Here is a 22,921-nt window from a genome sequence, read left to right as displayed (position 1 = left end):
TCCACTCAACCCCGAAGGCTGTCGGTGGCGTCTCACTCTGCGTCCGCACTTAGACGCGAGGTGGACGCGACCTGGAGGTGGCGTGAGTCGGCACGAGGACGACGAAGAGTTTCGGCTGTTCGTCCAACGACAGTGGGGGTCGCTGCTTCGAACGGCCTACCTGCTGACCGGCGACCGGGGGACAGCCGAGGACCTGACGCAGTCGGCGTTGGAGAAGACCCATCGGCGCTGGGGGAGGGTTCTGCGCCGGGACGCGCCCGAGGTCTACGTACGCCGGGCGATGGTGAACACGGCGATCTCCTGGCGGCGTCGGCGGCGGCCGTTGGAGGTGCCGCTGCTGACCTCCGACAGCCAGCCGGCGCATGACGCGTACGTGCAGGTGGAGCAGCGGCAACTACTCCTCGCCGCGTTGCGGCGATTACCGCCCCGGACGCAGGCGGTGCTGGTGCTGCGCTACTTCGAGGATCTCAGCGAGGCGGACACCGCCAAGGTCCTCGGCTGCTCCGTCGGGGCGGTGAAGAGCCAGGCGTCGCGCGGGTTGGCCCGGCTGCGCAGCGACTTCGCCCCGCCCGCCGCTGCGTCCCCGGTACGGCTCGAGGAGGAACTGGCATGACCGGAAGCTTCGCCAATTCGACGCTCAGTCCCGCACTGCGGCAGGCCGCGCACGGCGTCGACGTACCCGAGGACCCCTGGCCCGGGTTCGCCCGCCGGGAGCGACGGCACCAGCGGACGCGGCTGATCCGCACGGCGTTGGCCGCCGCGGTCGGGGTGGCGCTCGTCGGGGTCCAGACCAACGTGGTTCCGCTGCCCGGATGGGCACCGGGGATCGCGGTTGCCGCCACTCCGACGGCGCTGCTCGACGCGCCACCGCGGGGCGCGCTGGCCGGGGATCGGGCCTGGCTGGACGCGCTCCGGACGCGGATCAGCGCCGATCCGCCGGTGCGAATCGACGCCCCGGTGGGTGCCTGGAAGATCGGCGATCGTGACCGGATCCGGCTGATCTATGGCAGTGACCAGCCTGGCCACCGGGTCGCGCTGGTCGCGGTGCCGCTGCGGTTCGGCCTGCTGACCAGGGAGGCACTGGTCTGGTACATGGGTCCGGCCGGGGCCGATGCCCAGCAGATGCGGTACGGCGGCCACAGCGAGGGCGACGACGACCCGGTGATGACGCTGATGCAGGTATACCCCGACCGGGCCGGGTTCGCGGTCGCCGTCGGTCCGCCCGAATCCACAGTGACGATCAGTGGCGAGCCTCGATACACGTCGAGGGGGACGGTGGAGTACCAGGACATCGCCAGGGCGGACGGCGGCGGGGTCGGGTTCGCCGTGCTGCCTCCCCAACCCCTGCCGCACGAACCCGTCGTCCGGGTCAGCCGCGGCGACCGGGTGTTCTTCCAGGGCGGTCTGGGCGGCGGCCCGTACGCCGGGCTCGACCCGACCGGGCCGGAGATGGACGCCCTGCTGACCGGCGCTCGCCGACCCGTCCGAGGCACGCCGCTCGACGACACCAACCTCCGCAACTTCGTCCATACGGCACTCCAGAACAGCCACCTCCCGGCCGTCGACACGACGGTACGGGTGCGGTGGTCGGGCCGCGAGCACGGCCAGGCCGCCGGGCTGCTCACCGTGCAGCCGGCCGGCGGTGGAGTGATCGTGTACGCCATGCACGGCGACGATCGGACCGGATGGTGGATCGACCTGCGGCTGCTGTTGCCGGCCGAGGGCGCCGATCACCGACCGATCGGCTGGCGGGTCCGGACCGAGGACGCCGCCCGGCCCCCCACCGGCCAGGTGCGGGTGATCGCCCCGCCGGACGCGGCCCGCGTCACGGTGACGGTCGGAGGCGCACCCCCGGCCACTGTCGTCCTCGACGCGTCGAACGCCGGCACCACCCGGGTACCGCCGGACCAGCCGGCCACTCTCACCGCGTACTCCGCCGACGGCGGCATCCTCGGGACCACCCCGCTGCCGCCGGTGGAAACGGTCAGCGACGCGGGAGGTCTGCCGGGCGACAGCCCGGCCACCCGGGTGACACCCTGACGCAGCGGCCGAGCCGTCCGAGGACGGCTCGGCCCGCGTCGGTCTCTAGGATCGACAGCCTTGATGGCGAAGACGGCCTGCGGGAGCGCATGGTGACAAGCGAGGCAGAACGGCCACCCGACCGGCTCGGCGACATCGCCGAGCGGGCCGAAGCCGTCCTCGTCGACTTCGACGGTCCGATCTGCCGCCTGTTCGGCAGCAGGGCCGCGCCGCGTATCGCCGCCGACCTGCGTCAGCTGATCGTCGACCAGGGCGTCGTCCTGCCCGCTGAGCTGCGCGACGGGGACGACCCGCTGGAGCTGTTCCGCGCGACCGCTGTGGTCGCGCCCGGGCTGGTCGGCGTCGTCGGTGCGGCCCTGGCGGCGGCGGAGGTCGAGGCGGCGGCGTCCGCGGAGACCACGATCGGAGCCTTCGACCTGGTCGCGGCGTGCCTGGCGACCGGGCGTCCCCTCGCCATCGTCAGCAACAACTCCGCCGCCGCCATCGGCGCCTATCTCGGGCGCCGCGACCGGGCCCGCTACTTCGCCGCCGTCATCGGCCGGGGTGAGCATCCCGATCTGCTCAAGCCCAACCCGGTGCCGGTTGAGCAGGCCCTGCGAGCGCTGAAGGTCGCACCCGATGCCGCTGTTCTGGTCGGTGACTCGATCACCGACATCGCCGCCGCCCGAGCAGCCGGTGTCGCCTTTATCGGGTACGCCAACAAACCCGGCAAGGCCGAACGCCTCGTCGCCGCCGGCGCCGACGCGATCGTGACCGACATGACCGACCTGGCCGGCGTCCTCGCTCGTACGCGCAGGCCGGTCAGCCAACTGCCGTGGGTCGATTCGGGCGGCGGGCCGCTCATCGTCGTGCCGACGACGGCGCGCGGCGACTGGAAGGGCGCGTCGGACGACGACGATGACTCCTGGGGTGACTACGACCGGGCCTGCGAAGTCGACGGTTACGTGGGGGTGCTTGATGTCGGTGCGGCTCAGGCGCTCGTTCTGGCCGACGAACCGGCTTCCACCACGTACCTCCCGGACCGGCGGATCTTCGTGCGGTGGCTCTACGCCGTCTCCGAGGCAGAGGTCGTCCGCCTCGTTCCCCGGGCGGTCGAGATCGCCGACTGGGAGGACGCGGGCACGTGGACGACCAGCGGGCCAGCCGAGTTGTTCGACTCCGGCTATACCGGCGACGGGCTGGAGCACACCACCCACCTCACCGTGGACGTGGCTCCTGGCATGTACCTGATCCGCACCGCTTTCGTGCAACCCGACAAGAGGACGGCGCTGATGCTGGTCCACCTGGTCGAGCAGACGCAGCCGTTCTGAGCGGACCGAACAGCTCCGAACAGACCCGTGAGCAGCCCGGACAGGGCGCCTCCGTTCGGAATAGGCATCGACCGTAGCGGACGCCTAACTGTCGGCAATACGCTGACGTCCAATCACTCAGGACGTCGGCGAACGACATGGGTGATGAATGTCGCCGACATGTGAGGGCCTTCAATGTTCGGTCAGCGCTGTCGTCTTTTCAAAGGCGGCACAACAGCAGGAGAGGGAGGCGTCATGCGAATTCGTCGTGTTGTTTACGCAGCGGCTGTCGGGGCCATCGTTGCGGCCACCTGGATGGCCGGGCCGGCTCAAGCCGGCTGGGGTCACGGTTGGTAATCGGCTTCGGGAGAATGCGGGCGGGCCGGCGCCCAGCGGGACTCCGGCCCGCCCGACACCCTCGCACGGCCGGGCTTCTGTCGCCTCGCATCCTCGAGTCGAGGTACAGTTTTCTGTACCCACCTGGAGGTGATCGTGCGAACCGTGAACTTCACCCAGCTTCGGCAGAACCTGGCCGCCGAACTCGACAGTGTCATCAACGACGCGGAGGAAGTGGTGGTGACCCGGTCAGGCCACGAGCCGGTGGTGATCGTGCCGCTCGCTGAGTACGAGTCGATGAAGGAAACCGAATACCTCCTGCGCAGCCCGAGCAACGCGGCCGCCCTGCGTCGATCGATGGCGGAGCTGGAGGGTGATGATGTGGTCGAGCGCGACCTGATCGACCCGGCAACTGTGCGAGACGTCGCATGAGATTGGTCTTCACCGCGACTGCGTGGAGCCAGTACCTCAGTCACACGGACCGTAAGTTGGTCAAACGCATCAATGACCTCATCTCGGACGTCATGCGCAACGGGTACGAAGGCATCGGAAAGCCGGAGCCTCTTCGGGGAGAGCTGTCCGGCTTCTGGTCCCGACGGATCGACCGTGAACACCGGCTGGTGTACCGGATCACCAAGGATGACGTCGAAATCATCGCCTGCCGGTATCACTACGGCGACAGCTAGCTGTCCCTGGGCAGTACAGCTAGCACGTTCGGAGCGCCGACCGGTTGGCGGCGGGTCCTCGCACCTCGATGAGCCGCTGGGAGGTGGGTCGCCCCAGCTATGAGTCGAGCCGGGGCTCGCACAGGCGGAGGGCGTCCTCCTCCCAGGCGCTTCCGACGAGAGCGACCGGGTAGCGCGCCTCTCTGAGCCGCTTGTCCTCGGTCTCGACGGAGAACCGCACCGACAACGGCTCCAGCTCGAACGCCGTCGCGCACTCCAGTTGCAGATCGACGGGGATCTGGCCGGTGCCACCCGGGCGGACCTGCCGGGCCTGGCCCATACTCCGTACCTGGACGCCCGGCCTTTCGGCCTGAGCCGCGCGGATCGTGATCGGCGCGGGGCCGGTGTTGATCAGTGTCAGCTGCCCGTTCAGCAGGACGGTTCCCCTGCTGTTGAAGCCTCCCGAGAAGCCCGACTCGGGTAGGGCCACAAGGGAGACCACAGTCGACCGCTCGCGCTCTGCCCGAGAGTCTCGCAACTCACCGACACCGATGCCGCCGAGCACCACACCGATCGCGAAGGCGGCGACGAGTGGAAGGAGCGCACTCCGCCCGTTCGCGACGTTCCCGTGGGTGCTGCCGCTCCGTTCGGCCGGCTCATGACCGTGTTCGTCGAGGTCGATCACCACATGCTCCGCCGCCATTGCGACAGCCTAGGGCTGGCACATGTCCGGTCAGGAGGCGGCTTAGTGGACCTCTGACACAATGTGATGCGTGGATGTGGAGCAGCGGGAGCGCGCCGTCTTCATCGCTGAAGCCGAGTTGCTCGAACAGCGGCACGACTCCTGGGCTTCACTTCAGCGGAGGCAAGCCGCGTTCTGGCAACACTGGAACACCTTGACCACCGTCTCGTCGGCGGTCCTCGCAGGCGCGTCGGGAGCGGCCGGGCTGGCCTCCGCCGAGCTGGGCACGGCAGCCGCGCTGGCGGCCCTGGTGGCCGCCGGCCTCGCCTCGGTAGCCAGCAGTTCCGGGGCCGCCCACCGCAGCGAAGTGGCGTTCACCTCCGCTGCGGCCAACCAGTCCCTGGCCGACCAGGCCAGGGCTTTCCGGACCATCTGGGCGCCACACCAACCGCTAACCGATGTGCGAGCCCGGTTCGCCGAGCTCTCCCATCAACGTGATCAGGCGGTCACCAGCGCGGCGTTGAAGTTGGGCAGGCGGTCGTTGATGCGGTATCTCCAGAGGAACGCGCCCACGGTCAGCCCGTGAGGACACTGACGCCGCCTGCCTGGTTTGGCTCGCTCTCGGAGCACCGGAGCCGGGCGCTGTGCCTCAGCCCTGTCAGGAGGCGGCCGTGCGGACCTCCGATCGGGTCGGGACGACGCGGTGGCGGCGGACCGGGTACAGGACCGGATGCGCGATGCTCCAGGCGGCGCCCGTGCAGACGAACTCCTTGTAGCGGGCCGCCAGCTTCCCGGTGAGGAGGGCCGGCCTGGCCCGGTCGTCGGCGGTCACGTACTGGATGATGCCGTCGCGGCGGCCGAGGCTGATGCACTGGTTGAAGTAGCGCAGTGGGGCCTTGGGGAACTTCGCCCGACCGGTCAGGCGTGCGGCGATGGCGTCGGCGGCCTGCCAGGCCATCGGGATGCCCGAGGCGCAGGACATCCGCAGCGGCTTGCCACCCGGTCCTTCGGCGATCGCGGCGTCGCCCACCGCGTACACCTCGGGGTGTGAGACCGACCGCATGCTGGCGTCAACGATGATTTGCCCGGTCTCCGCGACCGCCAGGGTCGTGGCGGCGGCGATGGGGTGCACGGCGAAGCCGGTCGTCCACACCGTCACCTGGGCCGGGATCTCCCGACCGTCGCGGGTGACCGCACCGGCCGCCTCGACCCGCGCGATGTCGGTGTGCTCGTGCACTGTGATGCCGAGCCGGTCGCAGACGCCGCGCAGGTGCTGCTGCGCCTTGCCGTTGAGCCAGTCGCCGAGACCGCCGCGGGCGGCGAGCGCGACATCGAGGTCCGGCCGGGTCTCGGCGATCTCAGTGACCGCTTCGAGGCCGGTGAGGCCGCCGCCGACGACGAGCACGGTCCCACCGGGCGCGAGGTGGGCGAGGCGGTCGCGCAACCGCAGCGCCGAGGGCCTACCGGCGATGTCGTACGCGTGCTCGGCGACCCCGGGGGCGCCATGGTCGGCGGTAACGCTGCCGAGGGCGTAGACGAGCGTGTCGTAGGTGATCTCGTCGGTGCCGTTGTCGTCGGCGAGCGCGATGGTCCTGCGATCGGCGTCGACGGCGGTGACCCGGGCCAGCCGGGGCTTGACGCCGGTGCCGGCGTAGACCTCGCTCAGTGGGCGTCGTTTGAGGTCCTGCCCGGTGGCCAGTTGGTGCATGCGGACCCGCTCGACGAAATCCGCGTCGGCGTTGATGACGGTGATCTCGGTGTCGTCAGGGTGCAGCCGCTTGGCGAGGCGCCCGGCGGCCATGGCTCCGGCGTAACCCGCTCCGAGGACGACGATGCGGTGCTTCATGGTGTCACTCCTGTCTCGGTGGTGGTCGCTTCCTGAACCGGACAGCGACGCGATTCCTGACAGGAGTTGGCTATGAGCTGGATCACCAGACGTGGAGAGTGGGCTCCCCATGCTCGGAGGCGGACCACTGCCGGGTGGCGCGGACGAGCTTGTCGGGGTTGACCTGGTTGTGGATGGCAGTGACACCCTCGGGCGTCACCTCCACCGACATCACGCCGATGACCCGGTCGTCGATCACGACCACCACCGCCGGAGCGCCGTTGGCGGTGGTGACGTACATGGCCGGGCTGCCACCGACCAGGTCCCGTTTGACGTCGGCGGGCTTGAACAGGCCACGCAGGAACTTCGCCACGGCCAGTGCGCCGACGATCGGCGCGGCCCGGGCCGGGATCTTGCCGCCGCCGTCGGCGGTGCTCGTCGCGTTGTCGGTCAGCAACTCCACCAGCCGCTGGATCTCACCGTTGTTGGCCGCCGTGAGGAACTCCGCGACGATCTTCCGGGCGGTGGCCCGGTCGACCTCCGCGCGGGCCCGTTCGGTGGTGACGTGCTGCTTGGCACGCCGGTAGGTCTGCTGGCAGTTCGACTCGGTGATGCCGAGGATCTCGGCGATCTCACCGTGCGAGTAGCCGAAGGCCTCCCGCAGCACGTACACCGCGCGCTCGTTGGGCGACAACCGCTCCAGCAGGGTGAGCACCGCCATCGAGACCGACTCGCGCTGCTCGGCGGTGTCGAGCGGGCCGAGCATCCGGTCCCCGGCGAGGACCGGTTCGGGCAGCCACGTGCCCACATAGGTCTCCCGCCTGGCCCGCGCCGAGGTCAGCTGGTTGAGGCACACGTTGGTGAGGACCTTCGTCAGCCACGCCTCGGGCGTCTCGACGTGCTCCCGGTCGGCGCCCTGCCAGCGGAGGAAGGTGTCCTGGACGGCGTCCTCCGCGTCGCTGGCCGAGCCCAGCAGGCGATAGGCGATCGCCTCCAGGCGGGCCCTGGAGTGCTCGAACACCTCGACCTCGTCCGGACTGAGCGGCATGACTAGACAGTATCCAGGCGGATGGCGGACCTTCAGGGTTGGCTCGTGCCTGGGCCGGAGACCTGGCTCGGCTCCCGTCGACCCACGTAGAAGATCAGCCCGGCCAGCAGCAGCACGAGCGCCAGCGGCACCAGCACGGGAGCGAGGGCTGGCCAGACCGGCCACGTCGGTTCCGCCAATCCATTCGCCAGCAGGCCCTGCCAGGTGAGGACGACGCCCGGGAGGAGAACGATCGTCACCAGCGTGCCAACCAGTCGGGGTACGGGTGGACGTCGCCGTCCCGCCAGCCAGAACAGCGCCGCCCCGGCCGCGCCACCCAGGACGGTGGCAATAAGGATGACGGTGACGTAGCCGTCGGGCGCGGCTGGCACGAACCTCAGGACCGCCATGCGGTCCACCTGGGTGAGCGTGGCGGTCAGCCCGTCCCGTTCGGCCCGCCAGCCATCGCATGGCGTGCCCGTGACCCGATGGTTGCCCTGCCAACCCAGTGCGGCGGCGTTGCGCCGTACCAATTCGGAGTGCGCGCAGTCGGTGGCGTCGACGTAGAGGTATTCCGCGTACGCCGAGCCGAAGTCGTCGGGGCCCAGGGCACCGTAGACGTGGTTGAGGCCGACGCTCGAGCCGACTGATTCGGTGCCGGGAAGCAACTCCGCCGCCATGCTCTGTACCCGGTCGAAGTTGACCGGCGCGGTGCCGCGGCCGGCGTACCAGGAGCCGAGGCTCAGGCCGGCGGTGCCGAACAGCGCCGCGCCGAGCAGCACCATCGCGACCTGCCGTAGGCGACCTCTCACCGATGGACCCCTTCCCTGGTGCGGGGGAGCGTAGCCGGACCGAACCAGCTCTGGATGGACCGGCTGGCCGATGCCACCGGCCGCGAGCGCTGGTCGGTCTTCCTGGACCTGGACGACATCCTCGACCAGATCGCCGCCGACGCGGACCGTCGACTCGCCTTCCAGGCGACCCATCCGGTACGCGGGTGAACAGGGTCAGCGGCTCGCCGGACCCGTTCCCGCCGTTCGGCGCGGCGAGAGCGCGGTCGGCGTCTCGTCGTACGGCGTCGACCGGCGGCGGAACGTGGCCACCACCACGGCTGTCAGGCAGATCGCCGTGGCGGCCATGAGCGGCGGGCGGGCGCCGAGGTGGACGGCCGCGGAGCCGAGCGGGATCGCCACGACGAGCGGCCCGAACATCGCGGTGTTGGCCGTCGCGGAGACCCGTCCCAGCAGTGCCGACGGCGTGTGTGTCTGCACGGCGGTCACCGCCGCGACGAGGGTCCAGGGCAGCCCGACGCCGGCCACCACCGCCCCGACGACGGTGGCCGGCCACCACGGCAGGCAGCGCGCCAGGCACCCGATCGCGAACAGCGCCGTTCCGGCGACACCGACGGCAACGGGACCTCTTGCCGCGATGAGCCTGCCGACGATCAGGCCACCGAGAATGGAACCGGCGCCCTGCGCGCTGGCCAGCACACCCAGGAACGTCGTCGGCAGGCGCAGCTCGGTGACGACGATCGCGTAGATTCCCGCCGTCGTGAAGCCGGACATGGCGATCGACACCGCGGCGAGCACGACCGGCAGACGTGTCGCTCGCTGTCCGAACAGGACCACCAATCCGGTACGCGGACCGTCGCCGCGTTCGGTGGGCCGCTCGGTGGGCGTCCGGTTCAGGCGAAGTAGCGCGTACAGGGTGGCGACCAGGACCGGCATGGCCGCACTGAGGACGACGACCGCGTGGCTGCCCCTCCACGCGTAGAGGCCGGCCCCGGCCAGGGGAGCGACGAGCTTCATGCCCTCCTGGGCGCTGGAGCGCCATCCGTTGACGTCGCCGAGTTCGGTCGGGGCGAGTGCCGACGGCAGCAGCGCCGTCTCGCCGGCGTCGATCAGCACGTAGCTGACGCCGTAGGCGCAGGAGACGGCGAAGATGAGCCAGGTCTGCCCCGGCCCGCGTACCGCGAGGAGCGCCAGCAGGGCGGCCGCCAGCATGAGGTTGACGGCGATTACCAGCGGCCGCCGGGGTGCCCGGTCGAGCAGACCGCCCAGCCACGGGCCGGCGAGCACCGGGGCGTAGACGCAGAGCCCGGCGAGGGCGGCGAGACTGGTGGAGCCGGTGAGGTCCAGGATCCAGATGCCGGCGACCAGGGACATGGCGCTGCTGCCGAAGCCGGACAGCAGGGAGATCGCCACGAACAGGCCCGCGTTGCGATGCATGAGCACTCCGAGTTGAGTCGAGGTGACTCATATCCTCAAGCTTGAGCAAGGCACAGGCAATGCCGCTGCCTACTGTCAACGGTCCATTGACAGGGCGGCTTCGATCTTCGTGACGGCGGTCCGAGCGGGCGCGGGCAGTCCCTCACCCGCTTCGGCGAGATCGGTGGCGAGGAGCACTGCCAACGCGTGCAGCGAGCCTGGGGCGGCGTCCAACGCGGCGTCCACAGTGCTCCGCACGAGCGCCGCTCGACGAAATCGGCTGTCCCACCGCTGATCGGCGCCGATCCACCGGCCGAGGTCGGCCACCGCCGCCCGCAGCGCCGCGATCTGCGGAGGCATCCGGAGGTCGAGCTGCTGCCGCCGTGACCATCGCGCCGCCACCAGCCGTTGTCGACGCTGCTCGGCGGCCTGCCGGCTGCCGAGGCCGAGTGCCGTCGCAATCTGGGCCCACGTCGCACCGTCGTGGCGCGCGCGGTCGATGATCTCCAGCTCGTGCTCGTCCAGGCGGGCGCGGGTAGCGCGGACCTCCGCCAACCGGGCCAGCTCCGACGTCATCTGTCAACGTTACATTGACGCGGTCCGAGTCTCGGCGGTGATCGTCCCGGGTGTGCGGACCATGAACACGTCCACCGGATCCTCGGTATCGACCGTGAATCCGTGCCGCTCGTACAGCCTCCGGGCCGGGCTGCCCCGCAGCACGTTCAGCCGCACCGGCGTGCCGAGGCGGTCGCACCGGCCCATCAGTTCGCGCAGCACGGCCGTGCCGATGCCACTGCCCTGTAGCCGCGGGGCCAGGTAGAAGTGCTCCAGCCAGTGGGCGTCCGCGTCGGGCCGCAGCGCCACGCAGCCGGCGAACGCGCCGTCCACCTCGACGACCCAGGTGTACGCCGGTGCGAAACCGTCCCGCAGGCGCTGCCGCACCCGCTGTTCGTCGTACCGCCCGAGCCGCTCCAGATCGGCCCGCAGCACCACCGCCCGCAACTCGGCCATCGCCTCGACGTCCGCCGCCGAGGCTGGCCGAAGCTCCCAGTCCGCCATGATCAATAAGCTATCGCGGGCCGGCCGATGCTGCGGCGTCCAGCAGTGTCGCCTCGTTGCGCCGGGCGTCGGCCCGCTTCCGCGGGGTTGACCTCGCCGATTCGCTGTCGATGTCGGCCGCCGCGTCGTTACCCCCGTCACTTGGCAAACGGAACAGTGTTCCGTATTGTTCTTAGCGGAACGTGGTTCCACTTGCTCAGGATGCCAGAGCGGGTGGGCCAGTGTCACCTCACCCTTCCGTGGAGGAACAGCCATGCAGTACCGCACCCTGGGGCGCACCGGCGTCCAGGTCAGCACCCTCGTGCTCGGCGCAATGAACTTCGGCAAACTGGGGCACACCACCCAGGACGAGGCGACGGCGATCGTCGACGCCGCGTTGGAGGCCGGGATCAACCTGATCGACACCGCCGACATGTACAGCCAGGGCGAGTCGGAGCAGCTGGTCGGCAAGGCCATCGCCAGCCGCCGCGACGACATCGTGCTGGCCACGAAGGCCGGCATGCCGATGGGCGACGAGCGCAATCAGCGGGGCAGCTCGCGCCGCTGGCTGGTCACCGAGTTGGACAACAGCCTGCGCCGCCTCGGCGTCGACCACGTCGACCTCTACCAGATCCACCGGTGGGACCCGACCACCAGCGACGAGGAGACCCTGTCGGCGCTGACCGACCTGCAACGGGCGGGCAAGATCCGCTACTTCGGCTCCTCGACCTTCCCCGCGTACCGCATCGTGCAGGCCGAGTGGGCCGCGCGGGAGCACCACCTGGGCCGGTACGTGACGGAGCAGCCCAGCTACTCGATCCTGCAACGGGGGATCGAGGCCCACGTCCTGCCCGTGACCGAGCAGTACGGGCTCGGCGTGCTCGCCTGGAGCCCACTCGCCTCGGGCTGGCTCTCCGGTGCGATCCGCGCCGGCCGGGAGATCACCACCAGCCGCTCGGCGCTCCTGCCCGCCCGCTTCGACCTCAGCGTCCCGGCCAACCAGGCCCGGCTCCACGCCGTCGAGCAGCTGGTCACCGTCGCCGACGAGGCGGGGCTCACCCTGATCCAGCTCGCACTCGGGTTCGTCACCGCGCACCCGGCCGTGACGAGCGCGATCATCGGCCCCCGCACCATCGACCACCTGCACGCCCAACTCGCTGCCGCGGACACCGTGCTCCCGGCCGACGTGCTCGACGCGATCGACGCGATCGTCGCACCCGGGGTCGACCTCGCCGCAGCCGAGAAGTTCGACACCCCGCCGGCCCTGCTCGACCCGGCGCGGCGGCGTCGCTGAGCCTTCGGGTGCCGTGTCAGCCTTGTCACCAGTTGGCCTGTCGTATCGTTCCGGGATGGTGCAGCCGGTGTGGGCGAACGGTGACGCGTACGAGGCGTACGTGGGTCGGTGGAGCCGTCTGGTCGCTGTGGAATTCCTGCGCGGGTTGGCCGTTGCGCCGGGGCGGCACTGGCTCGACGTGGGCTGCGGCACCGGAGCGCTGACCTCGACGATCCTCAGCCACAACGACCCCGTCGAGATAACCGGCATCGACCCGTCGGAGGGTTTCGTCGCTGTCGCGCGTACCCGGGTCACCGACCCCCGGGCGGCCTTCCAGGTCGGTGACGCCCGGGCCCTGCCGCTGCCCGACCGTGTCGCGGACGTGGTGGTCAGCGGATTGACGCTCAACTTCGTGCCGGAGCCCGCGCGGGCGGTGGCGGAGTTCGCCCGGGTGGTCCGGCCGGCCGGGGTGGTGGCCGCCTACGTCTGGGACTACGCCGAGGGGATGGCGATGATGCGGCACTTCTGGGCCGCCGCCGCACAGCTCGACCCGGCCTCGGCGAAGCTGAACGAGGGGAACCGCACCACTGTGTGCCAGCCCGACGCGCTCCGCACGCTGTGGGAGCGGGCCGGGTTGCGGGACGTGTCGGTCTGGCCGGTCGACGTACCGACGACCTTCACCGACTTCGCCGACTACTGGACACCGTTCCTCGGCGGTCAGGGGTCGGCGCCGGGGTACGTCGCGACGTTGGCCGAATCCGACCGGGCCGCGCTGCGGGAGTCGCTGGCCACCCGGCTGCCGGTCGAGCCGGACCTGTCGATCCGGCTCACCGCGCGGGCCTGGGCCGTACGGGGCACGCCGCCCGAGTAACCGTCGCGCCGAGCCGCACCGGGGGTTGTCGCAAACCGGACAAGACGGTAAAGCCCCTGGTAGAGCACCCTTGGGGCAGGTGGAGGTAGACGGGTGGCGGGCCACATCCCAATCCTCCGGCCCGGTGGGGACAACATCGTCCGCACCGGTGCCGCCCTCACCCAGCCCGGCCTCGAAGCCGTGGCGGTCACGGCACAGCCGCCGTGCCGATCGCGCGTACGACAGGCCGTGGCTGTCACCGACACCCCTGCGGGCGCCCGCAGCGGTGCCTCCGCCCACCGGGACAAGGACGTCAGCACCGTCGGTAGTCAGGCGACGCCGCCAACCGGCCGTGCCTGCCGTCCCCGTGCCCCGCCGGCCTTTCGCACTGTGGACCCCGCCGGGTCCGACGTCGCTGAACCGCGCGCCGGAGCCCTGGCGACCGAGCCAGAAAGGGCCCGACATGGCCGCTCCCACCGCAACCGCAGCCTTGAACGCATCCGTCTTCGCGCCGGGTGCCCAGATGCTGCTGACAGTCACCTACTCAGACGCCGACACCAAACCGCTGACCGTCACCATCGTGGTCACCGACGCGCAGGGCAACAGCAGCGCGCCGGTCAAGGTCACGGCGGTCATCGACCCGCTCACCGTGACCGTCACCGACAACTCCGGACGTACCTGGACCCGGGTATCCGACAACGGCTCCGTGGCCGTGTATCGGTCGGTGGCGTGATGGCCCGGGTAACCGTCCAGGTCCGCGACGCCGCCGGGAACACCGCGACGGCCACCGCCGACTACAGCCTGGGCCAACCCGTGCTCGGCGGCTACTACCTCTCCGGCGGCGCCGACCCGACCGCCGACATGGCCGGCGGCAACTTCCGGTCCCTCACCCAGTACCGCAGCTTCGCCGACGGCTACATCTTCCCCGGGTACAACCGACCCTGGCTGGTCAGCCTGGGCAAGGCCGGGGTGCAGATGAACATGGTCCTGGAGCTGAAGCACTACGGCGCTCCGAACCAGGGGCCGCAGACCTTCACCGTGGACGTCACCAACTACACGGTGCCGGCGCCGTCGATGACCATCCAGCAGCGCCCCGGCACGACCTGGCCGAAGGCGTACGGGTACGGCCAGGTGCTCAAGGGGCAGTGTGACGGGTTGTTCGCCCGCGCCCTGTCGCAGTACCGGACGCTCGGTTTCGGGGTGAACATCCAGCTCGCCTCGGAACTGGACACCGATCACGAGTTCGGCACCACCGAGGACGGCAAGGCGTACACCTGGGCCGAGTCGGACGCTCGGGCGGTGCAGGCGATGAACTACATCCTGACGTGGTTCAAGGCGCGGACGCTGCCGACCGGGACGACCTTCTCGGTGGGGCTGGGCGGCTTCGACCGGGCCTGCTTCCAGCGCACCCACCCCGAGTCGCTGATGTCCCGCCTCGACTATCTCCAGTGGAACGCATACGGCACCAACGCCAGCCACACCGCGCTGGCCCGCTTTCGGCGCACCAAGGACTGGGCGGTGGCGGATCTCGGCCCGGTGGCGCTGTCCCGGCCCGTGATCATCGCGGAGTGGGGGGTGCGGGTGGCCGAGATCCCGAACCAGGCGGCCTGGATTGCCACAGTGCCGGCGGCGATCGCCCAGCTCAACGCCGAGGGTGGGCCACGGATCGTGCGGACCAACTACTTCAACTCCGGGTGGGGCACCCTGACGCCGAAGGCCACCGGGTTGGCCGCGCTCCGCGAGGCGTACGCCAAACGGCCGTACGTCTGACCGGGCTCCGGCGGCTCCGGGCTCCGGGGCCGCCGGGACCGCACCGGTCAGCCCTCACCGAGCCGTTCGGCGTACGCGTCGCGCAGCTCGGGCCAGCCGAAGTCCTTGGCCTCCGCGCCGCGGATGGGGCCGACCGGGTCGCCGTCGAGCAACCGGTCGGCCACGTCGAGGCAGAGGTGCCAGCCGGCCGCGACCATCGGCAGCATGCCCCGGTCGGCGACGGTGTGTCGCAGAGTGAGCCGGGTGCCGCTGCCCAGCGGGCTCAGCTCCCAGCGCAGCAGGTCGTCGCCCCAGGTGTATTCGAGCAGGTGCGGCGGCTCGGCCCGGCGTACCGTCGCCGGGTCCTCCTGGGTGGTCTCGCCGTCGACCAGGGTGAGCACGGCGGCACCGGCGGTGCCGAGATCGCGGTCGGCGAGGAACGGCGCCCACTGCGCGAGCTGGGCCGGGTCGGTCAGTGCCGCCCAGACGGCGGCTGGCGGATGCCGCAGGTCGCGGACGAAGACGAGGGTGGTGCCGGCGTCGGTGGGCTCGGCGCGCACGTCGGCGGGTGGGCTCGGGCGGAACGCGTCGCGGTCCATTCACTGCTCCTGACTGTCGAGGTGCCGTTCCAGGGCGTCCAGGTGTCGGGCCCAGAGCCGCCGGTACGGCTCGAGCCAGCCGTCGACGTCCCGCAGCGGGCCGGGGTCGAGGCGGTAGATCCGCTGTCGGGCGGCCGTCCGGCAGGTGACGAAGCCGGCGTCGCGAAGCACCCGCAGGTGTTTGGAGACGGCTGGCTGGCTGACCCCGAGCCCGGCGACCAGCTCGCCGACGCTGCGTTCGGCGTCGCGGAGCTGATCGAGGATCCGGCGCCGGGTGGGCTCGGCGAGGACGGTGAAGGCGTCGGTGGACACCTCCCCAGTATGCCTCCTCCGTCATATGACTGTCAAAGCATACGACGACGGTCGGCGTCCCGACGCGCCACCGCCGATCGGCTCCCTATGCTCGGATCATGGAACTTCGGATCTTCACCGAGCCCCAGCAGGGTGCCACCTACGACCAGTTGCTCGCCGTCGCCCGCTGCGCAGAGGACGCCGGCTACGGCGCGTTCTTCCGGTCCGACCACTACCTGATGATGGGTGACGTGAGCGGCGAGCCCGGCCCCACCGACGCGTGGACGACGCTCGCCGGCCTGGCCCGGGAGACCAGCCGCATCCGGCTCGGCACGCTGATGACCGCCGCCACCTTCCGGCTGCCCGGCCCGCTGGCGATCACCGTGGCGCAGGTCGACCAGATGAGCGGCGGCCGGGTGGAGCTGGGCATCGGCACCGGCTGGTACGCCGAGGAGCACAGCGCGTACGGCATCCCGTTCCCGCCGCTGGCCGAGCGGTTCGACCGGCTGGAGGAGCAGCTCGCCGTGATCACCGGGCTCTGGGCCACGCCGCCGGGGGAGCGGTTCGACCACGACGGCAGGTACTACCCGGTCCGTGACTCGCCCGCCCTGCCCAAGCCCGTGCAGCAGCCGCGTCCTCCGATCCTGCTCGGTGGGACGGGCCCGAAGCGCACCCCTCGGCTGGCCGCCCGCTACGCCGACGAGTTCAACCTGCCGTTCGCCTCGGTGCCGGACACTGCGGCGCAGTTCGACCGGGTCCGCGCGGCCTGCGCCGAGATCGGCCGGGACCCGGCCGGGATGGTCTGGTCCAACGCCCTGGTGCTCTGCTGCGGGCACGACGACGCCGAGGTGGCCCGCCGGGCCGCCGCCATCGGCCGCGAACCGGACGAGCTGCGGGCCAACGGTCTGGCCGGGACACCCGCCGAGGTGCTGGACACCATCGGCCGATACGCCGAGATCGGCAGCGAGCGGCTCTACCTCCAGGTGCTGGACCTCAGCGACCTGGAGCACCTGGAGCTGGTCGCCAGCGAGGTGATGGCGAAGCTCTGAGTCGGCCGGGTGGCCGTGGGACGACGCCGCCGGTCAGGCCCGGTGGACGCCCGTCCCGACAGCGTTCGGGTCGCCCAGCACGGTGTCCAGCCGCCCGTCGCGGTCACTGTCCACGTAGGTGATGTCCGGGATCCCGTCACCGTCCACGTCGATCTGGACGACGTCGGCGACGCCGTCACCATCGAGGTCGGTGACCACCTCCACCGAGCCGTCCAGGTGACGGGTCACGATCGACTGGGCGCCACTGGCGCGCGGCGGCGGGCCGGGCGCCGGCACCGGCGTCGGCGCGGGCGCGGGCGCCGGTGTGGGCCGAGGACCGGGAGTGGGCGACGGGTGGCTCGGAAACCCGCCGGCCGGCGGCGCGCTGGCCTGCTCGACCTCGGTGCCAATGGGGTCCAGCTCCTCCTCGGAGGGGAAGACGTCACCTCGTGCGGCCGGATCGCGGTAGCTGCTCATGGGCGTAGGGTTCCCCGACGACGACGAGAACAACCGTGCCCGATCGACCGGTGTCCCTGGTGCCCGGTCTGGCGGAAGATGTCGGAACCGACGCCACGGTCATGAAACGGGGGTCCGAGCGTGGAACTGCGCCGGAATCGGGGGGCCCGTGCGCTCGCCCTGGTCTGCGTACTCGGTGGAGTGCTCCTGTTGGTCTATCCCACCGACGGTGCCCTGCTACGGACGATCATCGCGGTGGGGGCGATCGCGCTCGGCGCGGTGGCGCTGGTCAGCGCGATGCGGCCGTTCCGATTCGGGATCCATGCGGAAGGGCTCAGCATCCGGCGACCCGGCCTGCGTCGGGAGATCGGGTGGGCCGAGGTGGACACGCTGGTCCTCGACGAGCCGCCCCGGCGCGACGGCCATCCGGAGCCACCGCGACTGCTGTTGGTGCCCGTGTCGGGTGTGACGATTGAGCCGCTGACCGCCCGCCATCCGCTCGACGGTCGCCCGGCCGTCGAGTTGCTCGTCCTCGACCAGGTCCGCGAGCAGCCCGAGCAGGTGTCCGCCGCGCTCACCCAATGCGCCGGCAGCCGTTTCGTCGACCTGCTCGCGCTGCGTCGCGCCGCCTTCAAGGCCCCGGAGCTCCCGGTCGGTTTGCGTGGCTACCAGATGGACCGGGTCGACCGGTTGATCCGACGCGGCCAGGACGCGCTGATGTCGGGAGACGCGTCGGCCCGGCAGGCGGCCCGGGGGGAGATCGAACGCGCCACCACTGCCGGTCTGCCGATCGCCCAACGTGGTTACAGCACGTTCCAGACGGATACGGTTCTGGACGCCCTCGTCACCGCGTTGGCCGACCACCAGAGCACCGATCGGGAGACCGCCACATGACCGCGCAGGGATCGCACGCCGCGTCGACCACTGACGTTCCGCGCCGCAACTGGGCCGGCAACGTGCGGTACGCCGCGAAGGCGTTCCACCGCCCCACCTCCGTCGACGAACTGCGCCGGCTCGTTGCCGGCAGCAGCCGGATCCGCGCGGTGGGCAGCGGCCACTCCTTCAACCGTATCGGCGACACCGATGGTGACCTGGTCAGCCTCGCCGGGCTGCCCCCTGTCGTCGAGGTGGACCACGAGCGGGGGCAGGTCACAGTGAGCGGCGCGCTCCGCTACGGCGACGTCGCCCGACAGCTGCACACCCAGGGGTACGCGCTGGCGAACCTCGCCTCGTTGCCGCACATCTCGGTGGCCGGCGCGGTGGCCACCGCCACCCACGGCTCCGGCCAGACCCACGGCAACCTGGCCAGCGCGGTCGCCGGCCTGGAGCTGGTCACCGCCGACGGCGATCTGCTCCGGGTCGACCGTGACACCGACACGTTCGCCGGCATGGTGGTCGGGCTCGGCGCGCTCGGCCTGGTCACCCGCGTCACAGTGGACGTCGTGCCGACCTTCGCGCTGCGCCAGTACGTACGCCTCGACCTGGACCGGACGGCGTTGGACGAGGCGCTCGGCTCGGCGTACAGCGTGAGTGTCTTCACCGACTTCCGTGAGCCCCGGCTGCGCGAGGTGTGGCGCAAGCAGGTGGCCGACCAGTCGCCACCCCCGGCGGACTGGCTGGGCACCACCGCCGCCGACCAGCCCCGGCACCCGGTGCTCGGGATGCCGGCGGAGAACTGCACGCCGCAGCTCGGCGAGCCGGGCCCGTGGCACGAGCGGCTGCCGCACTTCAAGCTCGGCTTCACCCCGAGCAGCGGCGACGAACTGCAGTCCGAGTACCACGTGGCGCGGACGGCGGCGGCGGACGCGCTCGCCGCGCTGGACGACCTGGCGGATCTGATCGCCCCGGTGCTGCTGGTGTCCGAGTTGCGGACGGTGGCGGCCGACGAGCTGTGGCTCAGCCCGAACTACCGGCGGGACAGCTTCGTGCTGCACTTCACCTGGGTCGACGACACCGCGGCGGTGCTGCCCGTGGTGGCCGCCGTGGAGGAGCGGCTGGCGCCCTTCGCGCCCCGCCCACACTGGGGCAAGGTCTTCGTCACCGATCCGACCGAGCTGTCCGCCCGCTACCCGAGGTACGCCGACTTCGCCGCCCTCCTGGCCGACCTGGACCCGAAGGGCACGTTCCGCACCGACGCCCTGGACCGCTACTTCCCCCGGTGACCGAGCGCGTGCCATAGCGCTGTGGCATGGGGCGGCTGGGATTGGTGGGGTGGAAGACACCGGACAGACACTGATGTCTGTCGATGAGTCTCATCGTCCGGTCCCCGTCCCGGGACCGTCGGCTCCACCCCTCGGAGCGAGACATGCAGCCCGTACCCGCCATCACCCCCGAACCAGTCGCCCCTCGCCCCCGCCGCGGTCTGCGCTGGGCGCTCGCCCTGGCCGTGCTCGGCGCCGGACTGGGCGCAGCGCCGGCCGCCCACGCCGCCGCCAGCCCGTACGAGCGCGGCCCGGCCCCCACGGTGGCCAGCATCGAGGCCAGCCGGGGCGCGTTCGCCATCGCCCAGAGCACCGTCGCCGCCTCCAGCGTCAGTGGTTTCCGGGGCGGAACGATCTACTACCCGACCAGCACCGCCGAGGGCACCTTCGGGGCGGTGGCGATCTCACCCGGCTACACCGCCACCCAGTCCAGCGTGGCCTGGCTGGGGCCGCGCCTCGCCTCGCAGGGCTTCGTGACGATCACGATCGACACGTTGTCCCGCTACGACCAGCCGGCCAGCCGGGGCACGCAACTGCTCGCAGCCCTGGACTACCTCACCAACGCCAGCGGCGTTCGTACCCGGATCGACCGCAACCGGCTCGCCGTGATGGGGCACTCGATGGGCGGCGGTGGCAGCCTCTCGGCGGCGAACTCACGACCGCAGTTGCAGGCCGCGATCCCGCTGACCGGCTGGCACACCGTCAAGAACTGGTCCGGCGTACGGGTGCCGACGCTGGTGGTCGGCGCGGAGAACGACTCGGTGGCGCCGGTCTCGTCGCACTCGGAGCCCTTCTACACCAGCCTGCCGTCCACGCTGGACAAGGCGTACCTGGAACTCAACAACGCCAGCCACTCCGCGCCCACCTCGACGAACGTGACGGTCGCCAAGTACAGCATCTCCTGGCTGAAGCGCTTCGTGGACGACGACACCCGCTACGACCAGTTCCTCTGCCCCGCACCCCCAGCCTCAGCAACCATCCAGGAGTACCGCAACACCTGCCCCCACTCCTGACCCCCCGCCCCCGCCTCGGTTGATCATGAAGTTATTGCCACCCGGCGCGGCGTGTCGGCGCAATAACTTCATGATCAACGGGATGGGGTGGGGGTGCGGAGGGTGCTGCGTTGGACGGCGCGGCTGATGTCGCTGGGGGAGACTATGCCGGTTAGACGGCCGTCTTCGGTCACCACCAGGGCGCGGCCGTCGGCGCACTCGGAGAGCCGGGGGAGCAGGTCGTTGAGCTGTTCACCGGGCTGGGCCAGCACCAGTTCGTCGGCTCGACAGGCCACCTCGGCCAGCGTGGTCGACGCCCGCCGCTCCGGCGGCACGCCCCGCACCCGGTCGACGGTGACCAGGCCGGTCGGTCGGCCGTCCTCGGTCAGCGGCAGCGCCGAATGCCGGTACGCGAACAGGTAGTGGTCGACGAAGTCCGCGACCGTCATCTGCGCCGAGGCGGTCTGCGGCTGCGGGGTCATCACATCGCCCACCCGAATCCCGCGCAGCGCGTTGCCGGTGCGGGCCTGCCGCTCCTCCATTCCGGCCGCCCCGATCAGGAACCAGCCGATCAGCGCCAACCAGAGCCCACCGAAACCGACCCCGGACAGGAACTGCCACAACCCCAGTCCGATCAGCAGCACACCCAGCACCCAGCCGGCCCGGGCAGCGACCACTGACGCTCGGGTCCGGTCACCGGTGGCCTTCCAGACCGCGGCACGAAGCAACCGACCACCGTCCAGGGGCGCGGCCGGCAGCACGTTGAAGACGGCCAGCAGCACGTTGATTCCCGCCAGCCAGGCTACCGCCCCGAACAGCAGCCCACCCTGGCCGGTCAGTGCGAGCAGCGCCGCGATGGCACCGAAGAAGGCCCCGATCAGCAGGCTGACCAGCGGGCCGACGCCCGCGATCCGCAACTCCGCGCCCGGGTCACGCGGCTCGCCCCGCAACTCGGCCACACCGCCGAACAGCCACAGCGTGATGCCGTCGACCTCCAGCCCGTTGCGCTTGGCCACCACCGCGTGCGACACCTCGTGGGCGAGCAGGCCGACGAAGAAAACCACCGCCGCGGCCAGCCCGGCGATCAGGTACGCCACTGGCGAGCGGTCGGGGTACGAACGGGGGAACTGGTTCGCGGCCAACCCCCACGCGATCAACGCGAAGATGACCAGCACGCTCCAGTTGACGCCGACCGGCACTCCCGCGACCCGGCCAAGCCGGAAACTGGCCCTCATCCCACCGAGATACCCCGCCAGAGGGTGGGCATGCCCACCTGAGCCAAGCTGGGTCCGTGCCGTCGGATGTCCCGGTGAGCGGTATACCTCTGAGTCATAAAAATACCTCTGCGGTATATCGCCTTCGATCGACCTGGCCGCTCGGCCCCGCACCCGGGGAGTCGAGGTGGTCGTGAGGTGGCCGGCTGAGGTGGTGGGTGGCCCCGGCCACGGGCCGGCCGACCTCCAAACCGAGCCCAGGTCAGCGGCGGGGGGCTTCGCTGGCGATGGTCGCCTCCCGGGGCAGGGCCGCCGCACGCAGCGCCCAGTCCAGCGCATAGTCGGCGATCTGCTCCCAGCCGTCCTGGCCGACGGTGAAGTGGGATCGGCCGGCGAACTGCTCGTACGCGGTGAGGGCCCGGGACTTCTGGTAGAGCCCCGCGTTGGCGCGGACCACTGACGCCGGCACCACGTGGTCGACCTCGCCGGCCATCAGCAGCAGCGGCGCCCGGTCGTTGCGCCCGAAATCGACCCGGGCCGGCGAGCGCGGGTCGAGGTTGGCGAACGCGCCCTCGAAGTAGACCCGCCCGGCGCCGGGGACGGCGTAGCGCCGCCAGGCCCGGTCGGAGTCCTCGCGGCTCATCGCGTTGCCGAAGGTGTAGGCGAAGTCGTCCGGGGTGAACGGGACGGCCTTGCTGCGGTTGGCGGGGCTGCGCAGGATCGGGAAGCCCGAGCGCAGCTGACTCAGCGGCACCTTGAGCACGCCCTTCACCTGCGCGGAGTGCACTCCGACCGCCGCGGCGCCGAGGCCCCGGTCGACGAGGACCTGGGTGATCAGGCCGCCGAACGAGTGCCCCATGATGATCGGCGGTCGGGGCAGCCCCCGGATGATCCGGTCGTAGTGCGCCACGATCGTGGCGATGCTCTGCTCGGCGATCGGGCCGGGGTCGTCGCGCAGCTCCTCCACGGAGCGGTCCATGCCGGGCCAGGCGGGGGCGATGACGTGCATGCCGCGCTCGGTGTACCGCTGGGCCCACCCCTCCCAGCTGCGCGGCGTCATCCAGAGCCCGTGGATCAGCACAACCGTGTCGACCTGACCCTGCGGCGTGGCACCCATCGCGTCCTCCCGGTGTCGCGGCTCGGCCCGGCGGTTACCCGC

General features: G+C 71.1%; 27 protein-coding genes. 15 read left to right on the top strand and 12 right to left on the bottom strand.

Translation table 11 applies throughout. The features are described from left to right. Nucleotides 1–82 precede the first annotated feature (82 nt). The 5 genes from FB453_RS20285 (at nucleotide 83) to FB453_RS20265 (ending at nucleotide 4,351) form a co-directional block, all read left to right on the top strand. Entirely contained in the window at nucleotides 83–613 is a 531-nt protein-coding gene (locus FB453_RS20285; RefSeq protein ID WP_112623793.1) for a SigE family RNA polymerase sigma factor, read from the top strand. Next, nucleotides 610–2,040: a hypothetical protein gene (locus FB453_RS20280; RefSeq protein ID WP_145792398.1), complete on the top strand. Its 1,431-nt coding sequence runs from the start codon at nucleotides 610–612 to the stop codon at nucleotides 2,038–2,040. Before FB453_RS20285 ends, FB453_RS20280 begins: the two co-directional genes overlap by 4 nt. A gap of 92 nt (nucleotides 2,041–2,132) precedes the next feature. Then, nucleotides 2,133–3,350, top strand: coding sequence for an Imm21 family immunity protein (locus tag FB453_RS34285; protein WP_186718398.1), 1,218 nt, complete (start codon nucleotides 2,133–2,135; stop codon nucleotides 3,348–3,350). A 465-nt stretch (nucleotides 3,351–3,815) separates the two neighbouring features. Continuing rightward, a complete protein-coding gene (locus tag FB453_RS20270) occupies nucleotides 3,816–4,097 on the top strand; it encodes a type II toxin-antitoxin system prevent-host-death family antitoxin (RefSeq protein WP_145792396.1) in 282 nt (93 codons plus the stop codon). Next, nucleotides 4,094–4,351 (top strand): Txe/YoeB family addiction module toxin, encoded by a 258-nt coding sequence (locus FB453_RS20265; RefSeq protein ID WP_145792395.1) that lies wholly within the window; start codon nucleotides 4,094–4,096, stop codon nucleotides 4,349–4,351. Before FB453_RS20270 ends, FB453_RS20265 begins: the two co-directional genes overlap by 4 nt. A gap of 97 nt (nucleotides 4,352–4,448) precedes the next feature. Here the strand turns inward: FB453_RS20265 and FB453_RS20260 are convergent, their stop codons facing one another. After that, nucleotides 4,449–5,033, bottom strand: a complete 585-nt coding sequence (locus FB453_RS20260; RefSeq protein WP_145792393.1) for a hypothetical protein — start codon at nucleotides 5,031–5,033, stop codon at nucleotides 4,449–4,451. A gap of 70 nt (nucleotides 5,034–5,103) precedes the next feature. On the opposite strand from FB453_RS20260, the gene FB453_RS20255 reads away from it, so the two are divergent. Further along, nucleotides 5,104–5,598 (top strand): hypothetical protein, encoded by a 495-nt coding sequence (locus tag FB453_RS20255; protein WP_145792391.1) that lies wholly within the window; start codon nucleotides 5,104–5,106, stop codon nucleotides 5,596–5,598. Nucleotides 5,599–5,670: 72 nt separating this feature from the next. On the opposite strand, the gene FB453_RS20250 is transcribed toward FB453_RS20255, so the two are convergent. The 3 genes from FB453_RS20250 to FB453_RS20240 form a co-directional block, all read right to left on the bottom strand. Beyond that, nucleotides 5,671–6,858, bottom strand: a complete 1,188-nt coding sequence (locus FB453_RS20250) for an FAD-dependent oxidoreductase (protein WP_145792389.1) — start codon at nucleotides 6,856–6,858, stop codon at nucleotides 5,671–5,673. Between the two features lie 82 nt (nucleotides 6,859–6,940). Beyond that, nucleotides 6,941–7,885, bottom strand: coding sequence for an RNA polymerase sigma-70 factor (locus FB453_RS20245; RefSeq protein ID WP_145792387.1), 945 nt, complete (start codon nucleotides 7,883–7,885; stop codon nucleotides 6,941–6,943). A gap of 32 nt (nucleotides 7,886–7,917) precedes the next feature. Further along, nucleotides 7,918–8,676: a hypothetical protein gene (locus tag FB453_RS20240; protein ID WP_486480350.1), complete on the bottom strand. Its 759-nt coding sequence runs from the start codon at nucleotides 8,674–8,676 to the stop codon at nucleotides 7,918–7,920. 18 nt (nucleotides 8,677–8,694) lie between these two features. Here FB453_RS20240 and FB453_RS20235 point away from each other — a divergent pair, with 18 nt between their 5' ends. Next, the gene (locus FB453_RS20235; protein ID WP_486480349.1) at nucleotides 8,695–8,865 is read left to right on the top strand and encodes a hypothetical protein; all 171 of its coding nucleotides are present in this window, start codon (nucleotides 8,695–8,697) and stop codon (nucleotides 8,863–8,865) included. Nucleotides 8,866–8,871: 6 nt separating this feature from the next. Here FB453_RS20235 and FB453_RS20230 read toward each other — a convergent pair whose 3' ends face one another. The 3 genes from FB453_RS20230 to FB453_RS20220 form a co-directional block, all read right to left on the bottom strand. After that, nucleotides 8,872–10,092: an MFS transporter gene (locus FB453_RS20230; RefSeq protein ID WP_145792385.1), complete on the bottom strand. Its 1,221-nt coding sequence runs from the start codon at nucleotides 10,090–10,092 to the stop codon at nucleotides 8,872–8,874. Between the two features lie 75 nt (nucleotides 10,093–10,167). Continuing rightward, on the bottom strand, nucleotides 10,168–10,647 hold the full coding sequence (locus FB453_RS20225; protein ID WP_145792383.1) for a hypothetical protein: 480 nt from the start codon (nucleotides 10,645–10,647) through the stop codon (nucleotides 10,168–10,170). Nucleotides 10,648–10,656: 9 nt separating this feature from the next. Next, on the bottom strand, nucleotides 10,657–11,130 hold the full coding sequence (locus tag FB453_RS20220) for a GNAT family N-acetyltransferase (protein WP_145792380.1): 474 nt from the start codon (nucleotides 11,128–11,130) through the stop codon (nucleotides 10,657–10,659). Nucleotides 11,131–11,383: 253 nt separating this feature from the next. Here FB453_RS20220 and FB453_RS20210 point away from each other — a divergent pair, with 253 nt between their 5' ends. From FB453_RS20210 to FB453_RS20195, 4 genes are all read left to right on the top strand, one after another. Beyond that, the gene (locus tag FB453_RS20210) at nucleotides 11,384–12,403 is read left to right on the top strand and encodes an aldo/keto reductase (RefSeq protein ID WP_145792377.1); all 1,020 of its coding nucleotides are present in this window, start codon (nucleotides 11,384–11,386) and stop codon (nucleotides 12,401–12,403) included. Between the two features lie 55 nt (nucleotides 12,404–12,458). Next, a complete protein-coding gene (locus FB453_RS20205) occupies nucleotides 12,459–13,253 on the top strand; it encodes a class I SAM-dependent methyltransferase (RefSeq protein WP_145792375.1) in 795 nt (264 codons plus the stop codon). 442 nt (nucleotides 13,254–13,695) lie between these two features. Continuing rightward, nucleotides 13,696–13,965, top strand: a complete 270-nt coding sequence (locus tag FB453_RS20200) for a hypothetical protein (RefSeq protein ID WP_112582546.1) — start codon at nucleotides 13,696–13,698, stop codon at nucleotides 13,963–13,965. After that, a complete protein-coding gene (locus FB453_RS20195) occupies nucleotides 13,965–15,002 on the top strand; it encodes a hypothetical protein (RefSeq protein ID WP_145792373.1) in 1,038 nt (345 codons plus the stop codon). The genes FB453_RS20200 and FB453_RS20195 overlap by 1 nt, the downstream gene beginning before the upstream one ends. 47 nt (nucleotides 15,003–15,049) lie before the next feature. On the opposite strand, the gene FB453_RS20190 is transcribed toward FB453_RS20195, so the two are convergent. Together FB453_RS20190 and FB453_RS20185 are read right to left on the bottom strand one after the other, a co-directional pair. Continuing rightward, entirely contained in the window at nucleotides 15,050–15,580 is a 531-nt protein-coding gene (locus tag FB453_RS20190; RefSeq protein ID WP_145792371.1) for an SRPBCC family protein, read from the bottom strand. Further along, nucleotides 15,581–15,892, bottom strand: a complete 312-nt coding sequence (locus FB453_RS20185) for a metalloregulator ArsR/SmtB family transcription factor (RefSeq protein ID WP_145792368.1) — start codon at nucleotides 15,890–15,892, stop codon at nucleotides 15,581–15,583. A gap of 98 nt (nucleotides 15,893–15,990) precedes the next feature. On the opposite strand from FB453_RS20185, the gene FB453_RS20180 reads away from it, so the two are divergent. Then, nucleotides 15,991–16,920: an LLM class F420-dependent oxidoreductase gene (locus tag FB453_RS20180; RefSeq protein ID WP_145792366.1), complete on the top strand. Its 930-nt coding sequence runs from the start codon at nucleotides 15,991–15,993 to the stop codon at nucleotides 16,918–16,920. Between the two features lie 33 nt (nucleotides 16,921–16,953). On the opposite strand, the gene FB453_RS20175 is transcribed toward FB453_RS20180, so the two are convergent. Further along, on the bottom strand, nucleotides 16,954–17,376 hold the full coding sequence (locus FB453_RS20175; RefSeq protein ID WP_145792364.1) for a hypothetical protein: 423 nt from the start codon (nucleotides 17,374–17,376) through the stop codon (nucleotides 16,954–16,956). A 120-nt stretch (nucleotides 17,377–17,496) separates the two neighbouring features. On the opposite strand from FB453_RS20175, the gene FB453_RS20170 reads away from it, so the two are divergent. The 3 genes from FB453_RS20170 (at nucleotide 17,497) to bdeA (ending at nucleotide 20,569) form a co-directional block, all read left to right on the top strand. Next, complete coding sequence (locus tag FB453_RS20170) at nucleotides 17,497–18,249, top strand: hypothetical protein (RefSeq protein WP_145792362.1); 753 nt, start codon at nucleotides 17,497–17,499, stop codon at nucleotides 18,247–18,249. After that, nucleotides 18,246–19,517, top strand: coding sequence for an FAD-binding protein (locus FB453_RS20165; RefSeq protein WP_145792359.1), 1,272 nt, complete (start codon nucleotides 18,246–18,248; stop codon nucleotides 19,515–19,517). The genes FB453_RS20170 and FB453_RS20165 overlap by 4 nt, the downstream gene beginning before the upstream one ends. A gap of 143 nt (nucleotides 19,518–19,660) precedes the next feature. Continuing rightward, the gene (bdeA, locus tag FB453_RS20160) at nucleotides 19,661–20,569 is read left to right on the top strand and encodes a bis(hydroxyethyl) terephthalate hydrolase (RefSeq protein WP_145792356.1); all 909 of its coding nucleotides are present in this window, start codon (nucleotides 19,661–19,663) and stop codon (nucleotides 20,567–20,569) included. Nucleotides 20,570–20,643: 74 nt separating this feature from the next. On the opposite strand, the gene FB453_RS20155 is transcribed toward bdeA, so the two are convergent. Then, nucleotides 20,644–21,783, bottom strand: coding sequence for a site-2 protease family protein (locus FB453_RS20155; RefSeq protein WP_145792354.1), 1,140 nt, complete (start codon nucleotides 21,781–21,783; stop codon nucleotides 20,644–20,646). Between the two features lie 241 nt (nucleotides 21,784–22,024). Then, nucleotides 22,025–22,879, bottom strand: coding sequence for an alpha/beta hydrolase (locus FB453_RS20150; protein ID WP_112724930.1), 855 nt, complete (start codon nucleotides 22,877–22,879; stop codon nucleotides 22,025–22,027). Nucleotides 22,880–22,921 lie beyond the last annotated feature (42 nt).

This window comes from Micromonospora sp. CNZ322, assembly GCF_007827755.1.
The sequence above is the reverse complement of the archived record's forward strand: the minus strand, read 5'-3'. Positions and strand labels throughout refer to the sequence as shown.

Coding starts and splice junctions, on each gene's coding strand:
- FB453_RS20200 (WP_112582546.1), top strand. CDS start 13,696: ATGGCCGCTCCCACCGCAACCGCAGCCTTGAACGCATCCGTCTTCGCG.
- FB453_RS20175 (WP_145792364.1), bottom strand. CDS start 17,376: ATGAGCAGCTACCGCGATCCGGCCGCACGAGGTGACGTCTTCCCCTCC.
- FB453_RS20265 (WP_145792395.1), top strand. CDS start 4,094: ATGAGATTGGTCTTCACCGCGACTGCGTGGAGCCAGTACCTCAGTCAC.
- FB453_RS20230 (WP_145792385.1), bottom strand. CDS start 10,092: ATGCATCGCAACGCGGGCCTGTTCGTGGCGATCTCCCTGCTGTCCGGC.
- FB453_RS20165 (WP_145792359.1), top strand. CDS start 18,246: ATGACCGCGCAGGGATCGCACGCCGCGTCGACCACTGACGTTCCGCGC.
- FB453_RS20205 (WP_145792375.1), top strand. CDS start 12,459: ATGGTGCAGCCGGTGTGGGCGAACGGTGACGCGTACGAGGCGTACGTG.
- FB453_RS20210 (WP_145792377.1), top strand. CDS start 11,384: ATGCAGTACCGCACCCTGGGGCGCACCGGCGTCCAGGTCAGCACCCTC.
- FB453_RS20155 (WP_145792354.1), bottom strand. CDS start 21,783: ATGAGGGCCAGTTTCCGGCTTGGCCGGGTCGCGGGAGTGCCGGTCGGC.
- bdeA (WP_145792356.1), top strand. CDS start 19,661: ATGCAGCCCGTACCCGCCATCACCCCCGAACCAGTCGCCCCTCGCCCC.
- FB453_RS20245 (WP_145792387.1), bottom strand. CDS start 7,885: ATGCCGCTCAGTCCGGACGAGGTCGAGGTGTTCGAGCACTCCAGGGCC.
- FB453_RS20225 (WP_145792383.1), bottom strand. CDS start 10,647: ATGACGTCGGAGCTGGCCCGGTTGGCGGAGGTCCGCGCTACCCGCGCC.
- FB453_RS20280 (WP_145792398.1), top strand. CDS start 610: ATGACCGGAAGCTTCGCCAATTCGACGCTCAGTCCCGCACTGCGGCAG.
- FB453_RS20260 (WP_145792393.1), bottom strand. CDS start 5,033: ATGGCGGCGGAGCATGTGGTGATCGACCTCGACGAACACGGTCATGAG.
- FB453_RS20180 (WP_145792366.1), top strand. CDS start 15,991: ATGGAACTTCGGATCTTCACCGAGCCCCAGCAGGGTGCCACCTACGAC.
- FB453_RS20195 (WP_145792373.1), top strand. CDS start 13,965: ATGGCCCGGGTAACCGTCCAGGTCCGCGACGCCGCCGGGAACACCGCG.
- FB453_RS20190 (WP_145792371.1), bottom strand. CDS start 15,580: ATGGACCGCGACGCGTTCCGCCCGAGCCCACCCGCCGACGTGCGCGCC.
- FB453_RS20150 (WP_112724930.1), bottom strand. CDS start 22,879: ATGGGTGCCACGCCGCAGGGTCAGGTCGACACGGTTGTGCTGATCCAC.
- FB453_RS20250 (WP_145792389.1), bottom strand. CDS start 6,858: ATGAAGCACCGCATCGTCGTCCTCGGAGCGGGTTACGCCGGAGCCATG.
- FB453_RS20220 (WP_145792380.1), bottom strand. CDS start 11,130: ATGGCGGACTGGGAGCTTCGGCCAGCCTCGGCGGCGGACGTCGAGGCG.